The organism is Micromonospora sp. LOL_025 (assembly GCF_048060285.1).
GTDB lineage: Bacteria > Actinomycetota > Actinomycetes > Mycobacteriales > Micromonosporaceae > Micromonospora.
Genome location: NZ_JBHMIR010000004.1, coordinates 306,253 through 330,322, shown reverse-complemented (window position 1 = coordinate 330,322; position 24,070 = coordinate 306,253). Strand labels below are relative to the sequence as shown.

Genomic DNA, 24,070 nt, shown 5'->3' with positions numbered 1-24,070 from the left:
TCGCCGGCCGTTCGCGCGACGTGGTGCGCTGCGCCCAGGCTCGGCACCGGTAGCCTGTGTGGCCGTGGCGAGCGCCACACAGGCAGCGGTTCGAGTGGATGACGAACGGATTCTCGCAATGGCATGGGGCGAACGCATTGGCCACGTCTTCCGTGGGGCGGCCATCGGGGTGGCTGAGGCCGTTCCGGGAGTCAGCGGTGGCACAATCGCGCTGGTCACCGGGGTGTACGAGCGGGTCATCGCCTCCGCCGGCCACCTGGTGAACGCGGTTCGCTTCGTAGCCTCGGACCTCCCTCGTGGGAGGGGGTGGACGCGGGCCTCGCGCCAGTTCCGCCAGGTCCACTGGGAGGTGGTGATCCCGCTTCTGCTGGGCATGGTGCCCGGTCTGCTGATCGCGGCGAAGCTGCTGGAGCCGCTGCTGCACGACCATCCGGAGCAGACCCGTGGGCTGTTCCTCGGTCTCGTGCTCGCCTCGGTGCTGGTACCGATCTCGATGGTGGGCAAGCCATGGCGGGGCGCAGAGGTCGGCGCACTGGTGGTCAGCGCCGTGGCCGCCTTCGTGCTGACCGGTCTCCCTCAGGCGACGGTCGACACGCATCCGCTGATCGTGCTGGTGGCGGCGGCGGTCGCGGTCTGCGCGTTGGTGCTGCCCGGCGTTTCCGGTTCGTTCCTGCTGCTGACCGTCGGCCTCTACGAGCCGACGATCAATGCGGTCAACGACCGTGACTTCGGCTACCTGGCCATCTTCGCCGCCGGGATGGTGATCGGCCTCGCGCTGTTCGTGAAGCTGCTTCAGTGGTTGCTGGAGAAGCACCGTCGCATGACGTTGGCGGTGATGGCCGGGATCATCGTCGGCAGCCTCCGGGCCCTGTGGCCGTGGCAGTCGGAGGACCGGTCGATGCACGCCCCCGGCGACAATCTCGTGTCGATACTCGCGCTATTCCTGCTCGGCGTGGCGCTGGTCAGCGCAATGATCATCGCCGAGCGTCGCCGGCTGCGGCGCGCGGCGAGGGATCTCACCGAGGAGACGTACGAGAGCCGGCACGTCCGCTGATCCGTACCGTCGCGGCCCACCCGCTCGGTGGCTACCTTGAGGGCGGCCACCGAGCGGATCGGATCGGACGGGTCAGCGCGCCTTCTTGGTGGCGCGCTTGCGCGGCGGGGTCAGCAGATCGGCGATCGTGGCGATCGCCGTCGGCACCAGCCGGTAGTACGCCCAGACACCGCGCTTCTCCCGCTCCAGCAAGCCGGCCTCGGTGAGGATACGCAGGTGGTGACTGACCGTCGGCTGCGAGAGGCCGAGGGGCGCGGTCAGGTCGCACACGCACGCCTCGCCCTCGGGCGCCGACTGGATCAGGCTGAGCAGCCGAAGTCGAGCGGGGTCGGCGAGGGCCTTGAGGACCCCCGCGAGACGCTCGGCATCGGCACGTTCGATCGGCTCGCCGGCAAGCGGCGAGATCTGAGGCATAGTCATTTCAGCCAACGCAGTTCCCACGTATTCCATCCTTCCACCAGCAGCATCGATCCGCCTGCATATCGGCGGATCCGAATCGGCAGACTTTTACGCCACAAGGCCGAGGTCAGCCAACGTATAGGCCGCTCGATACGGCAATCCGGCGGCTCGCACCGCGTCGCCGGCGCCTCGATCAACAATAACCGCCACACCCACGATCTCGGCCCCGACCTCGCGAAGGGCCTCGACCGCCGTCAACACACTTCCCCCGGTGGTGGAGGTGTCCTCCACCGCCAGCACCCGCCGGCCGGCCACGTCCGGCCCTTCGATCCGGCGCTGCAGCCCGTGCGTCTTGCCCGCCTTGCGGACCACGAACGCGTCCACCGGGCGATCGGTTCCGGACGCGGCGTGCACCATCGACAGCGCCACCGGGTCGGCGCCCAGGGTCAGCCCGCCCACCGCGTCGTACTCCCAGTCGGCCGTCAGGTCACGCATCACGCGCCCCACCAACGGAGCGGCCTGGTGATGGAGCGTGACGCGACGTAGATCGACGTACCAGTCGGCCTCGCGGCCTGAGGAGAGCACCACCCGGCCGTGGACCACCGCCAGGTCAGTGATGAATTTACGCAGGTCGTCGTGGTCCCCCATGCCGATAGAGGGTACTGCTCAAGTCTGGGAGTCGTGTGCGGGGTCCACCGGGATCAGCCCTGGGGACGACGAGCGGGTGGCGGTGCCCGGCTACGCTGAGCGACCGTTCAGCCGGGCATATCGGACGACCGACGAAAATCGACGGGGCGAGCCGGCCCCGACCCGTCGCTCAGCCGCCGTCGCGGCCGGTCCGGCCCCGGGTGTCCCGGGACACGGCTTCCAGCAGCCGCCGGGGCGCGTGCCGCAGTCCCGCCACGGCGAGCTTGTACTTCCACGCGGGAACGCTGACCAGCTTGCCTTTCCGCAGGTCACGCAGGGCTTCGTCGACCACGTCGTCGGCCCGCAGCCACATCCACTCCGGCGTCTTCGACATGTTGATGCCGGCGCGCTCGTGGAACTCCGTACGTGTGTAGCCGGGGCAGAGCGCCATCACGCGTACGTCGAAGGGCCGGGCGGACTGGCCGACGGACTCGCTGAAGTTGGTGACCCACGCCTTGCTGGCGGAGTATGTCGAACCCGGCATGACCGGGCCGAAGCCCGCCACCGAAGAGACATTTATCACTGCCCCACGGCGCCGCTCGGTCATCGGACGCAGGGCCGCGAGGGTCAGCCGCATCACGGCGTGCACGTTGAGCCGCAGCAGCCGCGCCTCGTCCTCGACGGACGACCGCAGGAACGGGGTGTTCAGGCTGATCCCGGCGTTGTTGACCAGCAACTCGATCGGCGCCCCCTCGGCCAGCCGCCCCTCGACCGTCGCGCAACCGTCGTCGGTGGACAGATCGGCCGGGATCGTCTCGACCTCCCGGCCGTGCCGCCCGGTCAGCTCGGCGGCCGTCGCGGCCAGCCGGCTCGCGTCCCGGGCCACCAGCACCAGGTGCCAGCCGTCGGCGGCCAGCCGGCGGGCGAAGGCGGCACCGATGCCGGCGGTCGCTCCGGTGATCAGGGCCCGCCGCTCGCTGGCCGACTGGTCGAGCGTCACGGGCGGTCCTACCTCGGCGGGTACGGGGGCGCGGGCGGCGCCCCGGGCGGCTGGTGCGAGGGCTGGGCGGGTGGCGCGGGCGACGCCGGAGGATGGTGCGGGGCGGACGGCGCGGGCCGCCGGCGGAACCAGGCGCTCGCCGCCGGCAGTGCCAGCAGCACGGCTACCACAAGGTAACCGAGCACCTGGCCGACGGAAAGCCCCGCGCCCAGCGGAATCCACCAGGACGGGTAGGCGTCGGCGAGGAGGCCGAGGAGCTCCGCCGTCGCCCGGTCGTCCTCCCCGGACCCCAGCGGGGCGGCACGCTGGCCGACCAGCAACGCGAGCCCGCAGCACCCGGCGATCAGCCCCAGCCCCGAGACCACCCAGGTCGCGGTGCGGGCGCCGTCCCGGCCGGCCCGTAGGCCGAGGGCGAGACCGGCGAGGAGCAGCCCCGCGAGCAGGCTCACCGCCGCCGTCAGCACGGTGGACACGTCCAGCAGGGTGACCGTCCGGTCGATCTGGTCCGGGCCCGCCGAGGTGCCTCCGGCGGCGGCGCGGAACCGGTCGACGGTGCCGCCCCGCGTCGCCACACCGGCGGCGGCGTACGCGAGGGCGGCGACCGCCATCAGCGCCAGCAGCGCCACGGCCGCCGTGACCACGGCCGGGCGGCGGGCCGGTGCCCGATCGGGGTGCGACACGACGAGTCCCTCCGGTAGGCGTCGGGTTGCAACCTACTCGGAGGGACCGTCGGCGTCGCTGTTATCGACCGGTCAACTCACCGGCGGCGGGTTCGGCCCGGGACGGTCCGACCCGGGCTGATCGCCACCCGGGTTCGACCCCGGCTGGCCCGGCTGGCCCCCGCCGTACGGCGCGGACGGCGGCTGGTCGCCCGGGGCCGGCGGGTAGCCCGGCTGGTCGGACGCCTGCGGCTGGCCCGGCGTCGGCGGGTACCCCGGCGTGGGCGGGTAGCCGGGCTGGCCGGACTGCGGGTAGCCGGGCTGGCCGCCGGACTGCGGGTAGGCCGCACCCGGGACCGGAGGCTCCCAGCCCTGCTTCGGCTTGCGGAAGAACTCGTTGGCCTTCGGCAGCGCCAGCAGGATCAGCGCGGCGAGCAGCGCGAGCAGCCCGATCACGCTGAGCAGCGTGGTGACCGGGGTGAACCAACCGGGCAGCGCCTCGTCGAGGCGGCGCTGGATCTCCTCCGGGCTCGGCCCGTCGCCGGTCGTCTGACCGGTGCCCATGCCGCCGCCCACTCCGCTGACCAACCCGCCGCCCGTGCAGCAGACCATGATGCCGCCGAGCACCCAGGTGGTGATCCGCGACCCGTTGCTGCCCCGGTTGTTGAACACCCCGAGCACGGCCAGCACGACCGCGAGCAGGAGCACGAAGACCGCGCCACCGATGGTGATCATCGTGGTGATGTCGGCCAGGTTCTGCGTGCCGTTGGCGTCGGTGCCCCGGTACGCGTCGTCGAGCACCTCCGAGATGGTGCCGACGGTGGAGAGCGTGATGATGAGGCCGATCAGCTGGGTGAGCGCGAACAGCCACAGCAGATACGTGGATATGGTCACCACACCCGGCCGGGTGCGGGCCGGCGTGTTGTGGGAATCGACCATGATTCTCCTTCCCTAGATCGCGGTCACACCGTATCCAGGTCGGGCCACTCCGGCACGTCAGACGGGCGTTGACCCGCCGGGACGGCGGCGATCACGGGCCGCGGGGCCTGTTCACCAGCGGGCTGTGGCTGCCGCGGCGCCTCAGTAGCCGCGCCACTCCGCGCGGGCGTACTCCAGCACGCGGGGCTGGAGCAGGGTGGAGGCCGGCACGTCCACCCGGCGGCGGTCGGCCGGGAAGTTGCCGGCGGCGGTCAGGGTCGCCGCGTCGAGGAAGCGCAGCCCGGGCGCGCCCGGCGGCAGGGCCAGGGCGGGCGCGGTCGGGCCGGGGGCGGCCAGCAGGAAACCCCAGTCGCCGAAGGACGGCACGTCCACGTGGTACGGCGTGGTGGCGAAGCCCGCCTCGCGCAGCGACGCCTCGATGGACCAGTACGACCGGGGCGCGAAGTACGGCGAGCCGGACTGCACCACCAGCCGGCCGCCCTCGGCGAGCACCGTCCGCACCAGCGCGTAGAACTCGACGGTGTAGAGCTTGGCGGTGGCCGTCTCGTCCGGGTCGGGCAGGTCGGCCACGACCGCGTCGAACCGGTCGGCGGCGGTACGCAGCCAGGCGAACGCGTCGGCGTGCACCACCCGCACCCGGGGGTCGTCGAGCGCCCCGCCGTTGAGCCGGCGCAGCTGCGGCTCGCTGCGGGCCAGCGCCACCACCGCCGGGTCCAGGTCCACCACCGTGATCCGCCGGACGTCCGGATAGCGCAGCAGCTCGCGTACGGCGAGGCCGTCCCCGGCGCCCAGTACCAGCACCTCGCCACGCGGGCCGTTCAGCACCGGATGCACCAGCGCCTCGTGGTAGCGGTACTCGTCGACCGAGCTGAACTGGAGGTCGCCGTTGAGGAAGAGCCGCAGGTCGGTGCCGGCGCGGCCGGTCTCGGCGACCGAGCGGGTGAGCACGATCTCCTGGTACCGGCTGCGCTCGGCGTGCACCACCGGGTCCCGGTAGAGCTGCTGGCGGGCGGTCAGCTCGAAGTCGTGCGCGGTCACCCACGCGTACCCGAGGCTGACGAAGACCACGACGCTGCCGGCGCCGAGCGCGACGCGGGCCCGGCGGCTCAGCTCCCGCCGGAAGACCGTGCAGACCAGCGCGAGCCCGGCGACGGCGTTCACCGCGCCGACCACCAGCGCCCCCTTGAGCTGGCCGAAGACCGGCAGCAGCAGGAACGGGAAGGCCAGCCCGCCGAGCAGCGCGCCGACGTAGTCGGCGGCGAACAGGTCCGCCACCGCGCTGCCGGCGGCCTGCTCCCGGATGCGTTGCAGCAGCACCATCAGCAGCGGGATCTCCGCGCCGATCAGCAGCCCGAGCACGAAGGCGGTGCCGATCAGCGCCGGGCCGTAGAGGTCCAGCCACGCGAAGGCCGCGTAGAGGCCGAGCACGGAGAGGCCGCCGAGCAGGGCCAGGGCCAGCTCGATCGCGGCGAACGCGGCGGCGGCCCGGGGCTGCAACGGCTTGGCGGCGAGCGCGCCGACGCCCATCGCGAACACCATCACGCCGAGCACGATCGACGCCTGCCCGACCGTGTCCCCGATCAGGTAGCTGCCCAGGGCGACCAGGGCCAGCTCGTAGACCAGGCCGCAGGCGGCGCAGACGAAGACCGCGACGAGCACCGCCGCGCGGGACAGCCGCCACCGCGCGGGTGCCGGCGCGTCGACGGTCACCGGCCCTCCGGCGTACGCCCGGCGGCCCGGACGTCCCTCGTCCGCCCCTGCCGTCCGGCCTCCTTGCGGCGCTGGCGGCCGCGCTGCCAGAAGCCGGCGGCGAAGAGCAGCGCGGTGAACAGCAGCAGGCCGACCGCGGCGAGCAGGTAGCCCCAGCGGTCCCGCCAGAGGTCGCTACCGGCGTCCGGCAGCGGTGGTGCGTCGGCCGTCGCGGCCGCCGGGGTCGGCGCCGGCTCCACCACCCCCGCCTCGGCGGCGAGCAACGGCAGCGAGACGGCGGCGCGGGTGACGGCCCAGCCGGGCTCGTCGACGAAGGCGTCCTCGGTCAGCCCGAGCCGTTCCAGCCCGCTCTGCATCCGCAGGCGGGCGGTGGCGGAGACGTCGTCGGAGGCCTCCACCGTGACACGGGCGAAGTCGTTGCTCTCGCTGCTCTCCGACGTGTAGGCGACCCGGGCGACCACCTGCACCCAGCGCGGGCAGGCGGCGTTCTCCTCGACCGCGATCCCGTCGCCGAGGTTCGACCCGACGCTGAGGTCGGTGTACCTGTAGAAGTCCTGGAGCACCCAGCCGTAGCAGATGCCCTGGCTGGCGCTGGAGCGCTGGAGGATCGGCACGGTGTCGCCGCGCTCCTGCGAGGTCGGCGGCAGCACGTCGTCCCCGCCCCCGCTGCGGTTGACGACGCCGATGCCCACGCAGCACAGGACCATCACACCGATGACCACCCAGACGATCCAGGTGCCCGTGTTCGCGTTCGCGACCGCGGCCTGCTGCCCGCCGGGCTTCTTCGCCGTCGCCATCAACTGATCGCGGCGGCGATGATCGCGCCGGTGGCGAGGTGCACGACGGCGGAGACCCAGACCGCCGGGTGCGGCTGCTGGTCGACCAGGATCTCGCCGAGCTTGCCCGGCGTGGCGACGTCGAGCAGCACGAAGGCCGCCGCCATGATCACCAGGCCGAGGATCCCGTACGCGGACGCGCCGACGATGCCGAGCGCGAAGTCGTCGTCGCTGGCGGCGATCGCGGCGACCACGATGATGCCGACGCCGGCCAGGTTGGAGGCGAGCAGCAGCGCCGCGTTGCGGTTGCGCTCGGTCCAGATCAGCTGGTTGAGCCGGCCGGGGGTGGCGAGGTCCACCAGGACGTAGCCGATGCCCATCAGCAGGACACCGACGGCCCCGTAGGCGAGGGTGACCAGCAGATCGGTGACGAGGGTCTGCACAGGAGGCTCCAGGGTGAGGGGGGGGTCGGTGCGTCACTTGCCGCTGCCGGGGCCGCCGCCCCGGACGGTGCTGCCACGGCCCCAGCCCCAGTGGGAGCCGACCGTGGAGTGGTAGCGGGGGTAGGCGGTGCTCATGCGCTCCAGCAGGATCACCGAGCCGGCGGCGATCGGCAGGATCACCACCGAGTCGTCGTCGTAGCGCAGGTAGACGCCGCTGCCGTCGACGTACTGGTCGGCGGGCTGCCATGCGTCGGTGACCTCCTTCGCCACCTGACTCGGCGAGCGGGGCGAGGTGTAGGCGACGGCGTTGCGGCCGATGTCGTGGCTCGCCGCCCGCCTGTACTTGTCCTCGACGTAGCCGCGCGGCGAGAAGCTGCCGTAGAAGATGGCGAAGGCGGCGACCAGAGCGCCGATGACGGCGAACGCCACCCCCACCACGAACCAGCGTCGGTACGTCATCGCAGTGCCACCACCGTCTCGGTCAGGACCAGCTCGTTGGTCTGGGGATACGCGTGCCAGGTGCGCCAGGCGAGGGTGCCGGCCGGCGGGTCGGGGCGGACCGCCAGCGCGGTCACCGCGTCGGCGTCGCCGGGGAACACGCCCACCAGCGCGTACGGGTCGTCGGCCAGGTCGGCGCGGAGGGTGGCGACCTGCGCGCTCAGCCCCGTGCCGGCGGGCCGCAGCACGGTCGCCGTGAAGTGGTAGCCGCTCGCCTCGTCGCGTACCGCCGGCGGCAGCTCGGGCGGGCGGCCGGGCAGGCAGGCGACCGTCTCGGTCAGCGTGGCGCCGGGCGCGTGCAGGACCACCTGGTGCGAGGCGCCGAGCAGCCGCAGCCGCAGCCGGACGCCGCCGGGCAGGTCGAGGTCGAGCACGTGCAGCGCGGGCCGCTCGACGTCGTCGAGCGCCAGGCTGAGGTCGGCGGCGCTGGTGTCGACGTACGGGGCGTCGAGGGTGACGAGCATCAGCCCACCTCGGACTGCGGGTAGATCATGACGTCGCCGCGGTGCAGCAGCTCACCGAGCGCCACCTCCCAGCCCGCCTCCCCGTACGCCTCGAAGGAGAGCCGGGCGCCGCCGGGCGCCTGGTAGTCGTGGTACCGCATGGTGCCGGTCGGGTCTAGCCCGGTGTTGCCGACGGCGGTGAAGCGGGCCTGGCCGGACTCGTTCCAGTTGTAGCGGCGGCCGGCGAAGTCGATCGTCGGCGCGCCCGGGGTGACGGTGGCGCCCTGCTCGGCCCCCCAGAGCACCAGCTCCAGCTCCGGGTCCTCCTCGACGGAGAGCCAGCGCCGCACGCCGCCGGCGTCGTCGAGCAGGTGCTCGGCCCAGCTCCAGCCGCCCTCGACCAGGCGGATCGAGCCGCGCACCGCGTACGACACGCCCCGGATCTCGACGATGTCGCCGGGCTTCAGCCGGCGCGGGTCGCCGCGCAGCGCGTCGGCGTCGCGGTCCCGCAGCGGGTCGCCCGGCCCCTTGGCCCGTTGTTGCGGGCGGGAACGCGTCCGGTTCCAGGCCACCGCGGCCACGACCAAGCCGCCCACCCCGACCAGACAGCCCATCGCCGCCAGCACGTATGCGATCGTCCCGCTCATCCCGACCACCTCCCCAGGTACGTCGGCGAGGACGGTAACAACCCCGCGCACCTGGGGAAACATGCTGTCGCCTGAGTGAGGGAACGGTCACTCGGCGTGCTCCGCCGGTGGGCTCCCGGGACCGTTCCGGGCGTGCTCCCGGCCCCTTCGCGGCGTGCTCCCGGCGAGCTGTTCCCGGGCGGCGGGTAGGCCCCGGGGCTGTTCCCGAAGGCCGGGGGTCAGCCTCGGGGAAGGTGCTCGGCGACGTACTCGCGCAGGGTGGTGCGGCCCATGACGCAGCCGGTGAAGGTGCCGAACTCGGCCGGGTCGCCGCCCAGCGCCGTCCAGGCGGCCCACGCGGCCGACGGATCGACGCGTTCCAGCAGCGTGGCGGCGTAGACGCGCCCGGCCGGGGTGCCCTTGGCGAGCAGCCGGTCGAGCTGTTCGCGTACGCCCTCGGGGTCGTCGGCGAGCGCCGCCTCCACCCGCCGGTACGCCTCGGTCACCGGCAGCACCGTCCCGGCGATCCCCACCCCGCCGAACGCCACCGTGTCGGCCTGCCGCAGCTCGTCGAGGGCCGCCTCGATCTCCCGGTCCCGTTTCTTGCCGATCCCGAACATGCCCCTGTTCCTTCCCCCGTCGCGCCCCGCCCACCCTGTCGATCAAGAGATTCGCGTCGTCCACGAAGCGCTGCCGGGACGCAACCTCTTGATCGTCACAGGCTCGCCCCGGCCGGCGGCGCCGGCCGGGGCGAGGTGGAGCGGGTCAGGCCGCCGAGACCGTCAGGGCGTCCCTGGTGTCCGCCAGGTCGACCTCGACCGTGTCGCCGTCGCGGATCCGCCCCGACAGGAGCGCCTTGGCGAGCTGGTCGCCGATCGCCGTCTGGACCAGGCGGCGCAGCGGGCGGGCGCCGTAGATCGGGTCGTAGCCGTGCTCGGCGAGCCAGACCCGGGCCGGCTCGGTGATCCTCAGGCCGAGGCGGCGGTCGGCGAGACGCTTGCGCATCCGGTTGAGCTGGATGTCGACGATCGCCCGCAGGTCGTCCCCGCGCAGCGCGGCGAAGACCACGATGTCGTCGAGGCGGTTGAGGAACTCCGGCTTGAAGTGCGAGCGGACCACCGCCAGGACGCCCTCCCGGCGCTGCTCCTCGGCCAGCGTCAGGTCGCCGATCACCGACGAGCCCAGGTTGGAGGTGAGGATCAGGATGGCGTTGCGGAAGTCCACCGTGCGGCCCTGCCCGTCGGTGAGCCGGCCGTCGTCGAGCACCTGGAGCAGGATGTCGAAGACGTCCGGGTGGGCCTTCTCGACCTCGTCCAGCAGGATCACCGAGTACGGCCGGCGGCGCACCGCCTCGGTGAGCTGGCCGCCCTCCTCGTAGCCGACGTAGCCGGGCGGGGCGCCGACCAGCCGCGCGACGGAGTGCTTCTCGCCGTACTCGCTCATGTCGATGCGGACCATGGCCCGCTCGTCGTCGAAGAGGAACTCGGCGAGCGCCTTGGCCAGCTCGGTCTTGCCGACGCCGGTCGGGCCGAGGAAGAGGAAGCTGCCGGTGGGGCGGTCGGGGTCGGCGACCCCGGCCCGGGCGCGGCGGACCGCGTCGGAGACCGAGCCGACCGCCTCGGCCTGACCGACCACGCGGGCGCCGAGCGACTCCTCCATCCGCAGCAGCTTGGCGGTCTCGCCCTCCAGCAGCCGGCCGGCGGGGATGCCGGTCCAGGAGGCGACCACGGCGGCGATGTCGTCGGCGCCGACCTCCTCCTTGAGCATCGCGCCCTCGGCCTGGAGCCGGGCCAGTTCCTCCTCGGCCTGCTTCAGCTCGGCCTTGAGGGCGGGGATCCGGCCGTAACGCAGCTCGGCGGCCCGCTCCAGCTCGCCGTCGCGCTCGGCCCGTTCGGCCTCGCCGCCGAGCCGCTCCAACTCCTCCTTGGCGGTGGAGAGCTTGGTGATGTGACTCTTCTCCAGCTGCCAGCGCTCCGACAGGACGGTGAGCTGCTCGCGCTTGTCGGCCAGCTCCTTGCGCAGCCGCTCCAGCCGCTCGGCGGAGGCGGCGTCCGGCTCCTTGGCCAGCGCCATCTCCTCGATCTCCAGCCGGCGCACCGCCCGCTCGATCTCGTCCACCTCGACGGGCCGGGAGTCGATCTCCATCCGCAGCCGGGACGCGGACTCGTCGACCAGGTCGATCGCCTTGTCTGGCAGGAACCGGTCGGTGATGTAGCGGTCCGACAGGGAGGCGGCGGCGACCAGGGCGGCATCGGTGATCCGTACGCCGTGGTGCACCTCGTAGCGCTCCTTCAGGCCGCGCAGGATGCCGATGGTGTCCTCGATGGTCGGCTCGCCGACCAGCACCGGCTGGAAGCGGCGCTCCAGGGCCGGGTCCTTCTCGATGTGCTCGCGGTACTCGTCCAGCGTGGTCGCGCCGACCATCCGCAGCTCGCCGCGGGCCAGCATCGGCTTGAGCATGTTGCCGGCGTCCATCGAGCCCTCGCCCTTGCCGGCGCCGACGACGGTGTGCAGCTCGTCGAGGAAGGTGATGACCTGACCGTCGGAGTTCTTGATCTCCTCCAGGACGGACTTGAGCCGCTCCTCGAACTGGCCCCGGTAGGAGGCGCCGGCCACCATCGCGCCGAGGTCGAGCGAGACGAGCTTCTTGTTCCGTAGCGACTCGGGTACGTCGCCCGCGACGATCCGCTGGGCCAGGCCCTCCACGATGGCGGTCTTGCCGACACCCGGCTCACCGATGAGCACCGGGTTGTTCTTGGTCCGCCGCGACAGCACCTGGATCACCCGGCGGATCTCCGAGTCCCGGCCGATGACCGGGTCGATCTTGCCGTCGCGGGCGCTGGCGGTCAGGTCCACGCCGTACTTGGCCAGGGCCTGGTAGGTCTGCTCGGGGTCGGCGCTGGTGACCCGCCGGTCCCCGCCGCGCACCGACGGGAAGGCGGCGACGAGGGTCTCCTCGGTGACACCGGCCGACTTCAGCGCGTTCGACACCGCGCCGCCCACCCGGGCCAGGCCGGCGAGCAGGTGCTCGGTGGAGGTGTACTCGTCGCCGAGCGGCCGGGCGATCTGCTCGGCGGCCCCGATGGCGTTGACGAACTCCCGGGCCAGGGTCGGCTCGGCGATGCTGGAACCCCGCGCGGCGGGCAGGCCGTCGACCGAGCGCTGGGCGACCCGGCGCAGCTCGCCGGGATCGGCCCCGACGGCGCGCAGCAGGCCGGCGGCGGTCGAACCGTCGGTGTCCAGCAGTGACAGCAGCAGGTGCCAGGGCTCCACGGTGGCGTGGCCGCGCTGGTTCGCCAGCGCGACGGCACCGGTGATGGCCTCGCGGCTCTTGGTGGTGAGACGTTCCGTGTTCATGGGCTCCCCCGGATCGGCGTGTCCACTGGAAAGGACACAACCAGAGTTGAGCCTATTCCGCTCAACCCTGACCACGTGAGCTGGCTCACACATTCCGTGGCAGCGGCCGGGCCTTTCCGGTCCCGGCGTCCGGCCCCTGTCGCGCCGGGTCGTTCACGACGGTGGCGGAGGAGCACTGACAGATCACTCAGCGGCAGGCGACGTCCTGACAGGATCCGCAGGTGACGGCGGGGAGTAGCCTGACCGCGTGCGCGTACGTGTCGAACAGACCGCCCTGCCTGGTATCGGGGTCCGTCACGATCTGCTGACGGAATCCGGCCGCCGCCTCGGCGTCGTCTCCCACCGCAATGGCCGCCGTGACCTCGTCCTGTACGACCCGGACGATCCCGACTCATGTCAGCACGACATACCGCTGACCGACGACGAGGCGGAGGCGCTCGCCGACATCCTCGGCGCGTCCCTGATGCTGGGTCAACTCTCCGGGCTGCGCGACCAGGCCGCCGGGCTGCTCACCGAGCAGATCGCCATCCCGGCCGGGTCGAAGTACGTCAACCGCAAGCTCGGCGACACGCAGGCACGTTCCCGCACGAGCGCCTCGATCGTCGCGGTGCTGCGCCACGGCGAGGTGATCGCCTCGCCGGACCCGTCCTTCCGCTTCGCCGCCGGTGACGTGGTGGTCGTCGTCGGGACCCGCAGGGGCCTCGACGGAGTGACAGCCATCCTCGCCGACAGTGACCCGGACGGCTGAGGCGCGGATGCACCACACGACAACCCTGCTCGTCGAAGTCGGCGCGCTGCTGTTCCTGCTCGGCCTGCTCGGTCGGCTGAGCCGCCGGATCGGCCTCTCGCCCATCCCCCTCTACCTGCTCGCCGGGCTCGCCTTCGGGCACGGCGGCCTGCTCCCTCTCGCCGCCAGCGAGGAGTTCTTCGCGGTCGGCGCCGAGATCGGCGTGATCCTGCTGCTGGTGATGCTCGGCCTGGAATACTCGGCCAACGAGCTCGTCGGCAACCTGCGCGCCGCGGCCCCCGCCGGGCTGATCGACGGGCTGCTCAACGCGCTGCCGGGGGCGGCGTTCGCGCTGCTGCTCGGCTGGGACTGGGTCGCCGCCCTGGTGCTGGCCGGCATCACCTGGGTCTCCTCCTCGGGTGTCATCGCCAAGGTGCTCGCCGACCTGGGTCGCCTCGGTAACCGGGAGACGCCGGTGGTCCTCTCGGTCCTGGTGATCGAGGACCTGGCCATGGCGTTGTACCTGCCCCTGCTCACGGCCGTGCTCGCCGGCACCGGCCTGCTCGGCGGCGGGATCGCGCTCGGCATCGCGGTCGGCACCGTGCTCCTGGTGCTGGTGGTCGCCATCCGCTACGGCAACCTGATCTCCACCGCGATGTCGGCGAAGGACCCGGAAGCGCTGCTGCTCGGCGTACTCGGGATGACCCTGCTGGTGGCCGGCATCGCGGCGAAGCTCCAGGTGTCGGCGGCGGTCGGGGCGTTCCTGGTCGGCATCGCCCTCTCCGGGCCGGTGGCACACCACGCCACGGAACTGCTCACGCCGCTGCGGGACCTCTTCGCGGCGGTCTTCTTCGTCTTCTTCGGGCTGGTCACCGACCCCCGGGACATCCCGCCGGTGCTGCTGCCCGCGCTCGCGCTGGCCATCGTCACCATGGCGACCAAGACCCTCACCGGCTACCTGGCCGCCCGCCGGGTCGGCATCGCCGAGCCCGGTCGATGGCGTGCCGGTCTGGCCCTCGTACCACGGGGTGAGTTCTCCATCGTCATCGCGGGCCTCGCCGTGGCAGCCGGCAGCGTCGAGCCGAAACTGGCGGCGCTCGCGACGGCGTACGTGCTGATCACCGTGGTGACCGGGCCGATGCTGGCACGGCTGCCCGACTTCGCGTGGTTCAAGCGCTGGCTGCGACAGCGCGGCGCCGCACAGCGGGCCCAGCCGGCACCCGTGGCGGAATGATCGACGTTGGCCGGGGGGCGGATCGACCGTACGGTCGGGTCGGCCCTCGGCCAACGGATGTCGAATTGCTCCCCACGGGGTCTACCGCCGACCAGCGCTCCGGGTTACCGTTTCGCCCCAGCAGCCAGAGCCCGTGGGTGGCCGACGCCCTCGCGGGCTCAGAGCGGAAGGTTGGCCGGTGAGCGTGCAGGAGTCGACGTTCCACGGCTTCGCCAACCCCGTCGACCCGACCCCCGCCGAGTTGCGGGCGTGGGCCTACCAGCCGGACTCCGTACCGCTGACCTCGATGCCGCCGGACTGGGACCTGCTGGTCTCCGGCGACCGGCTGGTGGCGGTGCTCTTCGGCCTGGCGATGGACCCGGCCTGCCCGGCGCGCCGGTTCGCGCTGCACTGCCTCTACATCTACGCCGCCGACGGCATCCGGACGAACTTCCGCGCCCACCCGAAGCGGCGCTTCCGCAAGCTCGTGGAGCAGGCCGAACGCGACGGCGACGACCTGATGCGCACCTGGGCGTACAACAGCCGGGCGCTGCTGGCCCGCCCGGAACTCTTCGTCTACCGGGACTGGTGCGAGGGCGGCCTGGTCCGCGAGAACCGCCGCATCGCCTGAGCGAAGCAGACCCTCTTCTACGACGAACGGGCCGGGCCCCGCACGAGACCACGAGCCTCCCGGCCCGCACGCCCGAACGGCGAACAGGCCGGGACCCCCGCACGGAACCACGAGCGTCCCGGCCCGCACGCCCGAACGACGTGCGGGCCGGGACCCCCCGTGGGTCCCGGCCCGCACGTCGGCGGATCGTCAGTGCTCCGGTCCGCCCTGCTCGCGGCGTCTCGCCTCGTCGCGTCCCTGGTCGGTGCCGTGGTCGGCCCGGTCGGCGAACGCGCCGTTCTTGACCTTGTCGGTGAAGCGGCCCTCGGTGACCCGGTCGAACCTCTCCCGGACGTTCTTCGCCACCTCGTCGAGCCGTTCCTCCGCCTGCTGGGCAACCTTCCTCGCGGCTTCCGTCATGGCTCCCCCTGCCATTGGAGTCCGGATTAAGCGGGTTGGACCTGATTCGCAGATTAGCGGATCCGGCGCCTCCCCCGCCGGCAAACCGGCAACCGCGCACGGGTGGAACACCACAGGTGTCATTCGGGGGTGGTGACACCCGTGGTGTTCCACCGGTGGTGCCCGGTCGCGCGGTGTTCGGCGCGACGTCGGACGCGACGCGCCGGAACGGCCTACCCGCCGGCGACGGCCGGAACGGCCTACCGCCAGCGACGCGGCGGTCGGCGACGGCACCAGAACCGGGAGTCGGGAGTCGGAGAGTGGCCACACCGCGCGACGGCAGGGCGGGGCGGCCGGGCGGGGGCGGGTAGACGACCGCGCCCGGCCGCGGAGGGCGGCCGGGCGCGGTGAGATGTCGTCAGCGCTCGGGGCCCCGGCGGGGACGCCAGACCACCAGCGCGGTGGAGGTGCGGTTGGTCGGCACCAGGTCGCTGCCCGGGAAGCGGGCCAGGGCCTCCAGTTCGGCGATCCGCCGGTACGCGGCGTCCAGCTCCGCCTCCAGCCGGGCCACCCGCTGCTGCGCCTGCTCCAGCAGCCGTTCCAGCCCGATGATCCGCTTGACCCCGGCCAGGTTGATCCCGTCGTCCTGGCTGAGCCGCTGCACCTCGCGCAGCAGCACCACGTCGCGGACGCTGTAGCGGCGCCCGCCGCCGGCGGCCCGTCCCGGTTGGACCAGGCCCAACCGGTCGTACTGGCGCAGGGTCTGCGGGTGCATCCCCGCCATCCGCGCCGCCACCGAGATCATCAGCACCTTGGCCTCGTAGGCAGGGTCACCCGAGCCGACGAACTCGTCCGACATCCCGCTCACCTCCGCGTGCACTCCACCGAGCCGACTGAACACCGGGTCAACTGAATCGACGTACCCGCGCCTCGAGATGTTCCCGGGCGGCCGGCGGGGTCTGCGCGGCGAAACTCTCCAACGCCGCACGCGCCTCGTCTGACACCTTCGCGGGCACGACCACGTCGAGCGTCACCAGCAGGTCGCCCGCCTGGCCGTCCCGGCGGACCACCCCCTTGCCCCGCGCCCGCAGGATCCGGCCGCTCGGCGTACCCGGTGGCACCCGCAGGGTCACCGCGCCGTCGAGGGTGGGCACCCGCAGGTCCGTGCCGAGCACGGCCTCCGCGAACGTGACCGGCACCGTCAGCGTGAGGTCGTCGCCGGTACGCCCGAACAGTTCGTCCGGCCGCACCTTCACGTGTACGAAGAGGTCGCCCGCCGGGCCACCCCGCGCGCCGGGCTCGCCCCGCCCGGCCAGCCGGATCTTCTGGCCGTCCGCCACGCCGGCCGGGAAACGGACGTTCAGCGTGCGGGTCTTGGTGACCCCGCCGGTGCCCTGGCACTCGGGGCACTTCTCGTCCACGACCGTGCCCACGCTCTGGCAGTTGCGGCACGGCTCGGAGAAGCTGAACGACCCCTGGTTGCGGTTGGTCACGCCGGCCCCGTGGCACACCGGGCAGGTGCGCGGCTGGGTGCCGGGCTTGGCCCCGTTGCCGTGGCAGGTGTCGCACACCCCCGGGGCGCGCAGCGTCAGCGGAAGCGTCACCCCGCGTACGGCGTCGCCGAAGTCGAGGGCCACCTCGGCCTCGACGTCCCGCCCCCGGGCCGGGCCGCGGGCCGCCGCCCCGCCGGCGGGACCGCCGGCACCGCCCGAGAAGATCGAGCTGAACAGGTCCTGGAAGCCGGCCCCGCCGAAGCGGCGGTCACCGCCCCCGCCCGCGGCGCCCCCGAACAGGTCGGAAACGTCGAACGGGACGCCGCCGGGCTGGCCGGGACCACGGGCCCCGCGCCGGAACGCCCCCGAGCCGAACAGCGACCGCAGCTCGTCGTACTCCCGCCGCTTGGCGTCGTCGCCGAGCACGGCGTACGCCTCGGAGGCGGCCTTGAAACGCTCCTCGGCCTTCGGGTCGCCGGGGTTGTGGTCCGGGTGCGAATCCCGGGCCAGTTTCCGGTACGCCTTCTTGACGTCGTCGGCGGTGGCGGCCTTGTCCACGCCCAGCACGGCGTAGAAGTCCTTCTCGATCCAGTCCTTGGAACTCACCGGTCCACCCCCCTCCCTAGCTGGGGACCGACCGTCCCGCCCACCCTCTGCGGGCGGGCGGGACGGTCCGGTCGTCGTTCCGCACTACTCCGGGTCGGCGACCGCGACCATCGCGGGTCGCAACAGCCGCTCACCGACCTGGTAGCCCCGACGCATCACCTGTACGCAGGTGGGCTCGGTGACGTCGGCCGAGGTCTGGTGGGCGACCGCCTCGTGCCGGGTCGGGTCGAACGGGTCGCCCTGCTCGCCGAACGGGGTCAGCCCGAACTTGCCGAGCGCCGTGGTGAGCTGTTCGGCGACGGTGCCGAACGGCCCGACCAGGTCGCCGTGCTCGCGGGCCCGGTCCAGGTCGTCGAGGATCGGCAGCAGCGCGGCGAGCACCGCGCCGGTCGCCTGCTCGGTGACCAGGCCCTTGTCCCGGTCCACCCGCTTGCGGTAGTTGGCGTACTCCGCCGTCACCCGCTGGAGGTCCCGGGTCCGCTCGTCGAGGTCCTTGCGCAGTGCCTCGAGTTCGGCGCCGAGCGCGGTCGGGCCGCCGTCGGCCGGCTGCGCCGGGGCGTCCACCACCGGCGGGCCGGTCACCTCGGCCGCCTCGACCTCGATCTCGTCGACGACGACCTCGGCCTCCTCGACCAGGCCCTCGGCCGGGACGTCCGAGCCGGCGTCGGCGGCGGCCGGCTCGGACGTCTCGCTGATCTTGCGGTTGTTACGGATGACGACCCGCGGCCCGTCGCCGGCCTGCTCGGCGGGCGCGGAGCCACCCGGCGCCGACCCGGTCGCACCCGGGTCGGCAGCTCGTGGCTTCTCCGTCATGGGGCTACCTCATCCCTCTGCCGTGGTTCCGTGTCCGAGGACGAACCGTCACTTCTTGTCCTTGTCCTCGTCCACGATCTCCGCGTCGACCACGTCGTCCGCGCCACCGGCGGAGCCGCCGGCCTGCGGGCCACCGGTCGCCCCGGCGCCGGCGGCACCCGCCGCGCCCGGCCCGGCCTCGCCCGGCTGCTCGCCCTGCTGGTTGTAGAGCAGCGAGCCGGCCTGCTGGGAGACCTGCGCCAGCCGCTCGTGGGCCGACTTGATCTTCTCGAGGTCCTGGCCGCCGAGCGCGCCGCGCAGCTCGCCGAGCGCCTCGTTGATCTGGTCACGGGACTCCGCGGGCAGCTTGTCGCCGCTCTCGGCCAGGAACTTCTCGGTCTGCCACTGGAGCGCCTCGGCCAGGTTGCGGGTCTCGGCCTCCTCGCGGCGACGCTTGTCGTCCTCCGCGTGCTCCTCGGCGTCGCGGCGCATGCGCTCGATGTCGTCCTTCGGCAGCGAGGAGCCGCCGGTGATCGTCATCTTCTGTTCCTTGCCGGTGCCGAGGTCCTTGGCGTGCACGTTGACGATGCCGTTGGCGTCGATGTCGAAGGTGACCTCGATCTGCGGCACGCCGCGCGGCGCCGGCGGGAGGCCGGTCAGCTCGAAGGTGCCGAGCTTCTTGTTGTAGGCCGCGATCTCCCGCTCGCCCTGGAACACCTGGATCAGCACCGACGGCTGGTTGTCGTCCGCCGTGGTGAAGACCTCGGAGCGCTTGGTCGGGATGGTGGTGTTGCGCTCGATCAGCTTGGTGAAGATGCCGCCCTTGGTCTCGATGCCCAGGCTCAGCGGGGTCACGTCGAGCAGCAGGACGTCCTTGACCTCGCCCTTGAGCACACCGGCCTGGAGTGCGGCGCCGACGGCGACGACCTCGTCCGGGTTCACGCCCTTGTTGGGCTCCTTGCCGGTGAGCTGCTTGACCAGGTCGGTCACGGCCGGCATCCGGGTCGAGCCGCCGACCAGGATGACGTGCTCGACGTCGGAGACCTTGATGCCGGCGTCCTTGACGGCCTGCTCGAACGGGCCCTTGCAGCGGTCCAGCAGGTCCTGCGTCATCCGCTGGAACTCGGCCCGGCTGAGCGTCACGTCCAGGTGCAGCGGGCCCGCCGCGCCGGCGGTGATGTACGGCAGGTTGATGTTGGTGGTGGTGGCGGCGGACAGCTCGATCTTGGCCTTCTCGGCCGCCTCGCGGAGCCGCTGGAGGGCCATCTTGTCCTGGCCCAGGTCGATGCCGTGCTCGCCACGGAAGGTCTTCACCAGATGGTCGATGATCCGCTGGTCCCAGTCGTCGCCACCGAGGTTGTTGTCACCGCTGGTCGACTTGACCTCGATGACGCCCTCGGCCAGCTCCAGTAGCGACACGTCGAAGGTGCCGCCACCGAGGTCGAAGACCAGGACGGTCTGCTCCTTGGAGCCCTTGTCCAGCCCGTACGCCAGGGCCGCCGCGGTCGGCTCGTTCACGATCCGCAGCACGTTGAAGCCGGCGATCTCGCCAGCCTCCTTGGTGGCCTGGCGCTGGCCGTCGTTGAAGTAGGCCGGGACGGTGATCACCGCGTCGGTGATCTGCTCGCCCAGGTACGCCTCGGCGTCCCGCTTGAGCTTCATCAGCGTGCGGGCCGAGATCTCCTGCGGGGTGTACTTCTTGCCGTCGATGTCGACGGACCAGTTGGTGCCGATCTCCCGCTTGACCGAGCGGATCGTCCGGTCCGGGTTCGTCACCGCCTGGCGCTTGGCGACCTCACCGACGAGCACCTCGCCGTTGCGGGCGAACGCGACGATCGACGGGGTCGTCCGCGAGCCCTCAGCGTTGGCGATGACGGTGGGCTCACCGCCCTCCAGAACGCTGACGCAGGAGTTCGTCGTGCCGAGGTCGATACCGACCGCACGTGCCATCTTCGCTTCCTCGCTTCATCACGTTGTGGGCAGGTGACGGGCGACGCCCGTCGAGCTGCCCGGCGGGCGTCGCCCGCAGCGACCCCACCACAAGTTGAGTGAACTTGACTCAATAGTGCCACGCCCCGCGAAATCGTCAAGTCGGGGTTGAGTCGACCCGACGCAACCCCAGCTTGATACTGACCGGTTGTCTTCCCTTGCATCGGTCGGGCACGCTTTAGCGGTGACGACGCACGGCGATCCCGCCAACCCGGCCGGCACGCCCACCGTCGCAGCTCGCACCGGCCCCACGGACGCCGGGGAGGACCGGCCCGCCACCACCGGGGACGACAGCCTGCCCGCCGCACTGGCCGGCCTGCGTGCCGCGATCGGGGCGGCCCGGTTCCCGCTCGCGCTACCCTCCGCCGAGCCCGCCCGGCGGGCCGGCGGAAGCCTCACCGACCAGCTCGACGACTACCTGCTGCCCCGGCTGCGCCGGCTCGACGCGCCACTGCTCGTGGTGGTCGGCGGGTCCACCGGCGCGGGCAAGTCCACCCTGGTCAACAGCCTCGTGCAGGCGCGGGTGAGCGCCGCCGGGGTGCTCCGCCCGACCACCCGCTCCCCGGTGCTGGTCTGCAACCCGGCCGACTCGGGCTGGTTCCGCCAGGGTGAGCTGCTGCCCGGCCTCACCCGCACCACCGAGCCCAGCGAGGACCCGCGCACCCTGCAACTGGTCACCGCCCCGGCCCTGCCGGCCGGGCTGGCCTTCCTCGACGCCCCCGACATCGACTCGGTCGTCGACGCCAACCGGGCCCTGGCCGGGCAGCTCCTGGCCGCCGCCGACCTCTGGCTCTTCGTCACCACCGCCGCCCGCTACGCCGACGCCGTCCCCTGGGAGCTGCTGCGCAGCGCCCGGGCCCGGGGCGCCGTCATCGCCATGGTGCTGGACCGGGTGCCCCCGGAGGCGGCCGACGAGATCGCCGCCCACCTGTCGGAGATGCTCGCCGCGCAGGAGTTGGGGGCGGCCCCGCTCTTCGTGCTGCCCGAGATCTGGGTCGACGGGCAGGGCCTGCTGCCCGAGCGGGTCACCGCGCCGCTCGCCGCCTGGTTCGCCCGGCTGGCCGCCGACGCCGACGCCCGCGCCGCCGTGGTCCGGCAGACCCTGGACGGCGCGCTCGCCGCGCTGCACCCGGCGGTCGAAGGGCTCGCCGACGCCGCCGAGGAGCAGATCGCCGCCGCCGACGCGCTCGACGAGCGGGTGCTGGCCGCGTACCGGGGGGCGCACCGGACCGTCGGGCAGGGGCTGAAGGACGGTCGGCTGCTCCGCGGCGAGGTGCTGGCCCGCTGGCAGGAGTTCGTCGGCACCGGCGAGTTCTTCCGCACCATCGAGGCCCGCATCGGGCGGCTCCGCGACCGGGTGGTGTCGGCGGTCACCGGCCGGCCCGCGCCCGCGTCCGAGCTGCGGGAGGCGATCGAGTCCCAGCTGGTGACGCTGCTGCGGGGCGTCGCCGCCGAGGCGGCCGAGAACGCGTACACCGGGTGGAAGGCCCATCCCGCCGGGGCGGCGCTGCTCGAACCGGAGCTGGCCCACCCCTCCGCCGACCTGCCCGAACGGGCCGAGCGGCTGGTGCGGGAGTGGCAGCGTGGAGTGCTGGAGCTGGTCCGCGCCGAGGGCGGCGACCGCCGCTTCGTGGCCCGGACGGCCGCGTACGCGGTGAACGCCACCGGGCTCGCCGTCATGATCGCGGTGTTCGCCTCGACGGCGTTCATCCCCACCGGGCTGGAGGTGGCCACCGGGGCCGGCACGACCGTCGCCGCGCAGACCGTGCTCCAGGCGATCTTCGGCGACCAGGCCGTGCGTACGCTGGCCGCCAAGGCCCGGGCCGACCTGCTGGACCGGGTGCGGGCCCTGCTCGACGACGAGGCCGGCCGCTACCTGGACCGGACGGCGCAGGCGCGGCCCGCCGCGCGCACCGCCGAAGCTCTGCGCGGCGCCGCCAACCGGGTGGAGATCGCCCGCAACCGCAGCGACCTCGCCGGCACGGCAGTCGTGGGCCTGCCCGGCGCCGGGGATGGAGGGTCATGACCAACATCGTCGGGCGGATGCGCGAGGCGTTCCGCGGTGACCAGCGGGTGGACGCCGACGCGCTCATCGCCCGCCTCGACGCCGTACGCCGGTTCCTCACCGTCGTCGACGGCCACCTGCCGGACGCCCGGCTCGTGCCGGCACACACCCTGGTCGAGCGGGCCGGCACCCGGCTGGCGCTCTCCCGCGACCACACCGTGGTGGCCCTCGCCGGCGCGACCGGCAGCGGCAAGTCCAGCCTGTTCAACGCGCTCGCCCGGATGGAACTCTCCACGGTCGGGGTGCGCCGCCCCACCACCGGCGTCGCCCACGCCTGCGTCTGGGGGCCGCTCGACGGCGGCAACCGCCTGCTCGACTGGGTCGGCGTGCTGCCCCGGCACCGGTTCGTGCGGGAGAGCGTGCTCGACGGCGACGACGAGTCGGCCCTGCACGGGCTGATCCTGCTCGACCTGCCCGACTTCGACTCGGTGCAGCGGTCCCACCGGCTGGAGGTGGACCGGCTGCTCGGCCTGGTCGACCTCGTGGTGTGGGTGGTCGACCCGCAGAAGTACGCCGACCGCGTCATTCACACCAGCTACCTGCGCGAGTTCCACCGGCACCGGGACGTCACCCTGGTCGTGCTCAACCAGGCCGACCGGCTGCCGCCGGCCGAGCTGCCCCGGGTGCTGGCCGACCTGCGCCGGCTGCTCGACAGCGACGGCCTGGACGGCGTACCGCTGCTGGCGACCACCGCCGTCGATCCGGCGGGCATGGCCGGGCTGCGGGAGGCGCTGGAACGCACGGTGGCCGAGCGGCAGGCCGCCCTGCGGCGGCTCCGGGGCGACGTGGACGCGGTGGTGGCCGGGCTCGAAGAGCTGGTCGGCGACGCCTCGCCGGCCGGTGGGCCGGACGACGCCGCCGTCACCGCGCTGCACCGGGCGCTCGCCGGCGCCGCCGGGGTGCCGGCGGTCGCCGAGGCGGTCGAGCAGGCGTACCGGCACCGGGGCGCCGCCACCACCGGCTGGCCGCTGGTCCGGGGCTGGCGGCGACTGCGGCCCGACCCGCTGCGCCGGCTGCACCTGCCCGGCCCGGCCGCCGGCCGCGACGAACCGGCGGAGAGCCTCGTCGCCGCGACCTCGGTACCCGACCCCACCGCCGCACAGCGCGCGGCGCTCGGGCTGGCGATCCGGTCGGTGGCCGACCGGGCCGGGGCGGACCTGCCCGCCGCCTGGCCGGCCGCGGTGACGGCCGCCGCCCGCTCCCACCTCGCCGACCTGCCCGACGCGCTGGACCGCGCGGTGGCCGGCACGGACCTCGGCATGGACCGGCGACCGCTCTGGTGGCGGTTCGTCGGCGGCCTCCAGTGGCTGGTGACCCTGGCCGCGCTGGCCGGGCTGGGCTGGCTGGCGCTCGGCTACGGGCTGCGCGCGCTGAGCCTGCCGGCGCTGGAGCACCCGATGGTCGGCGAGGTGCCGCTGCCCACCCTGCTGCTCCTCGGCGGCCTGCTCGCCGGGCTGCTGGTGGCCGCCCTGACCAGGCCGATCGTCCGCTGGGCGGCCCGCCGCGCCCGTCGTCGGGCCGAGCGGCGCCTCACGGACGCGGTGGCGGCGGTCGGCGAGGAGAACGTGCTCGCCCCGGTGCGGGCGGTGCTCGCCTCCTACGCCGAGGCCCGCACGGCTCTGGAGGAGGCCGCCGGCCGCTGAGC

At 73.2% G+C, this 24,070-nt stretch carries 24 protein-coding genes; 6 read left to right on the top strand and 18 right to left on the bottom strand.

Features of this window, described 5'->3' with window-relative positions:
• Window positions 1–64 precede the first annotated feature (64 nt).
• Window positions 65–1,054 carry a DUF368 domain-containing protein gene (locus tag ACFHW0_RS08375; RefSeq protein ID WP_416606620.1) on the top strand — a complete coding sequence of 330 codons (990 nt, stop codon included), beginning with the start codon at window positions 65–67 and terminating at the stop codon, window positions 1,052–1,054.
• Between the two features lie 72 nt (window positions 1,055–1,126).
• On the opposite strand, the gene ACFHW0_RS08370 is transcribed toward ACFHW0_RS08375, so the two are convergent.
• The 13 genes from ACFHW0_RS08370 to clpB all read right to left on the bottom strand — a co-directional run bounded on the left by ACFHW0_RS08370 (window position 1,127) and on the right by clpB (window position 12,531).
• Window positions 1,127–1,504, bottom strand: coding sequence for an ArsR/SmtB family transcription factor (locus tag ACFHW0_RS08370; protein ID WP_007073957.1), 378 nt, complete (start codon window positions 1,502–1,504; stop codon window positions 1,127–1,129).
• Between the two features lie 57 nt (window positions 1,505–1,561).
• Entirely contained in the window at window positions 1,562–2,101 is a 540-nt protein-coding gene (locus tag ACFHW0_RS08365; protein ID WP_121397268.1) for an orotate phosphoribosyltransferase, read from the bottom strand.
• A gap of 169 nt (window positions 2,102–2,270) precedes the next feature.
• Window positions 2,271–3,080 carry an SDR family NAD(P)-dependent oxidoreductase gene (locus ACFHW0_RS08360; protein ID WP_416606617.1) on the bottom strand — a complete coding sequence of 270 codons (810 nt, stop codon included), beginning with the start codon at window positions 3,078–3,080 and terminating at the stop codon, window positions 2,271–2,273.
• Window positions 3,081–3,088: 8 nt separating this feature from the next.
• Complete coding sequence (locus ACFHW0_RS08355) at window positions 3,089–3,760, bottom strand: hypothetical protein (RefSeq protein ID WP_416606615.1); 672 nt, start codon at window positions 3,758–3,760, stop codon at window positions 3,089–3,091.
• A gap of 72 nt (window positions 3,761–3,832) precedes the next feature.
• The gene (locus ACFHW0_RS08350) at window positions 3,833–4,678 is read right to left on the bottom strand and encodes a hypothetical protein (RefSeq protein ID WP_416606613.1); all 846 of its coding nucleotides are present in this window, start codon (window positions 4,676–4,678) and stop codon (window positions 3,833–3,835) included.
• Window positions 4,679–4,819: 141 nt separating this feature from the next.
• On the bottom strand, window positions 4,820–6,388 hold the full coding sequence (locus tag ACFHW0_RS08345) for a polyamine aminopropyltransferase (protein WP_416606611.1): 1,569 nt from the start codon (window positions 6,386–6,388) through the stop codon (window positions 4,820–4,822).
• Window positions 6,385–7,095 (bottom strand): hypothetical protein, encoded by a 711-nt coding sequence (locus tag ACFHW0_RS08340; RefSeq protein ID WP_416606730.1) that lies wholly within the window; start codon window positions 7,093–7,095, stop codon window positions 6,385–6,387. Before ACFHW0_RS08340 ends, ACFHW0_RS08345 begins: the two co-directional genes overlap by 4 nt.
• A gap of 89 nt (window positions 7,096–7,184) precedes the next feature.
• Window positions 7,185–7,607, bottom strand: coding sequence for a DUF350 domain-containing protein (locus ACFHW0_RS08335; RefSeq protein ID WP_357869936.1), 423 nt, complete (start codon window positions 7,605–7,607; stop codon window positions 7,185–7,187).
• A 33-nt stretch (window positions 7,608–7,640) separates the two neighbouring features.
• Window positions 7,641–8,066 carry a DUF4247 domain-containing protein gene (locus ACFHW0_RS08330; RefSeq protein WP_101413563.1) on the bottom strand — a complete coding sequence of 142 codons (426 nt, stop codon included), beginning with the start codon at window positions 8,064–8,066 and terminating at the stop codon, window positions 7,641–7,643.
• On the bottom strand, window positions 8,063–8,569 hold the full coding sequence (locus tag ACFHW0_RS08325; protein ID WP_416606610.1) for a DUF2617 family protein: 507 nt from the start codon (window positions 8,567–8,569) through the stop codon (window positions 8,063–8,065). Before ACFHW0_RS08325 ends, ACFHW0_RS08330 begins: the two co-directional genes overlap by 4 nt.
• Window positions 8,569–9,195, bottom strand: a complete 627-nt coding sequence (locus tag ACFHW0_RS08320) for a DUF4178 domain-containing protein (RefSeq protein ID WP_416606609.1) — start codon at window positions 9,193–9,195, stop codon at window positions 8,569–8,571. The genes ACFHW0_RS08325 and ACFHW0_RS08320 overlap by 1 nt, the downstream gene beginning before the upstream one ends.
• A gap of 218 nt (window positions 9,196–9,413) precedes the next feature.
• A complete protein-coding gene (locus ACFHW0_RS08315) occupies window positions 9,414–9,794 on the bottom strand; it encodes a hypothetical protein (protein ID WP_416606607.1) in 381 nt (126 codons plus the stop codon).
• Window positions 9,795–9,939: 145 nt separating this feature from the next.
• The gene (clpB, locus tag ACFHW0_RS08310; RefSeq protein WP_416606605.1) at window positions 9,940–12,531 is read right to left on the bottom strand and encodes an ATP-dependent chaperone ClpB; all 2,592 of its coding nucleotides are present in this window, start codon (window positions 12,529–12,531) and stop codon (window positions 9,940–9,942) included.
• A 247-nt stretch (window positions 12,532–12,778) separates the two neighbouring features.
• Between clpB and ACFHW0_RS08305 the strand changes: the two genes are divergently transcribed.
• The 3 genes from ACFHW0_RS08305 (at window position 12,779) to ACFHW0_RS08295 (ending at window position 15,102) form a co-directional block, all read left to right on the top strand.
• Entirely contained in the window at window positions 12,779–13,279 is a 501-nt protein-coding gene (locus ACFHW0_RS08305) for a cation:proton antiporter regulatory subunit (RefSeq protein ID WP_101413558.1), read from the top strand.
• A 7-nt stretch (window positions 13,280–13,286) separates the two neighbouring features.
• Window positions 13,287–14,492: a cation:proton antiporter gene (locus ACFHW0_RS08300; RefSeq protein ID WP_416606728.1), complete on the top strand. Its 1,206-nt coding sequence runs from the start codon at window positions 13,287–13,289 to the stop codon at window positions 14,490–14,492.
• 178 nt (window positions 14,493–14,670) lie between these two features.
• Window positions 14,671–15,102 carry a hypothetical protein gene (locus ACFHW0_RS08295; protein WP_121397281.1) on the top strand — a complete coding sequence of 144 codons (432 nt, stop codon included), beginning with the start codon at window positions 14,671–14,673 and terminating at the stop codon, window positions 15,100–15,102.
• A gap of 189 nt (window positions 15,103–15,291) precedes the next feature.
• Here the strand turns inward: ACFHW0_RS08295 and ACFHW0_RS08290 are convergent, their stop codons facing one another.
• The 5 genes from ACFHW0_RS08290 to dnaK all read right to left on the bottom strand — a co-directional run bounded on the left by ACFHW0_RS08290 (window position 15,292) and on the right by dnaK (window position 20,321).
• Window positions 15,292–15,501 (bottom strand): hypothetical protein, encoded by a 210-nt coding sequence (locus tag ACFHW0_RS08290; protein WP_416606602.1) that lies wholly within the window; start codon window positions 15,499–15,501, stop codon window positions 15,292–15,294.
• 397 nt (window positions 15,502–15,898) lie between these two features.
• Entirely contained in the window at window positions 15,899–16,339 is a 441-nt protein-coding gene (locus ACFHW0_RS08285) for a heat shock protein transcriptional repressor HspR (protein ID WP_121399143.1), read from the bottom strand.
• A 46-nt stretch (window positions 16,340–16,385) separates the two neighbouring features.
• Complete coding sequence (gene dnaJ, locus ACFHW0_RS08280; RefSeq protein WP_121397283.1) at window positions 16,386–17,579, bottom strand: molecular chaperone DnaJ; 1,194 nt, start codon at window positions 17,577–17,579, stop codon at window positions 16,386–16,388.
• Between the two features lie 84 nt (window positions 17,580–17,663).
• Window positions 17,664–18,392 (bottom strand): nucleotide exchange factor GrpE, encoded by a 729-nt coding sequence (gene grpE, locus ACFHW0_RS08275; protein ID WP_416606599.1) that lies wholly within the window; start codon window positions 18,390–18,392, stop codon window positions 17,664–17,666.
• Window positions 18,393–18,440: 48 nt separating this feature from the next.
• Entirely contained in the window at window positions 18,441–20,321 is a 1,881-nt protein-coding gene (dnaK, locus tag ACFHW0_RS08270) for a molecular chaperone DnaK (RefSeq protein WP_416606597.1), read from the bottom strand.
• 223 nt (window positions 20,322–20,544) lie between these two features.
• Here dnaK and ACFHW0_RS08265 point away from each other — a divergent pair, with 223 nt between their 5' ends.
• A complete protein-coding gene (locus tag ACFHW0_RS08265) occupies window positions 20,545–22,386 on the top strand; it encodes an ABC transporter (protein WP_416606595.1) in 1,842 nt (613 codons plus the stop codon).
• The gene (locus ACFHW0_RS08260; protein WP_416606593.1) at window positions 22,383–24,068 is read left to right on the top strand and encodes a GTPase; all 1,686 of its coding nucleotides are present in this window, start codon (window positions 22,383–22,385) and stop codon (window positions 24,066–24,068) included. The genes ACFHW0_RS08265 and ACFHW0_RS08260 overlap by 4 nt, the downstream gene beginning before the upstream one ends.
• Window positions 24,069–24,070: the final 2 nt, after the last annotated feature.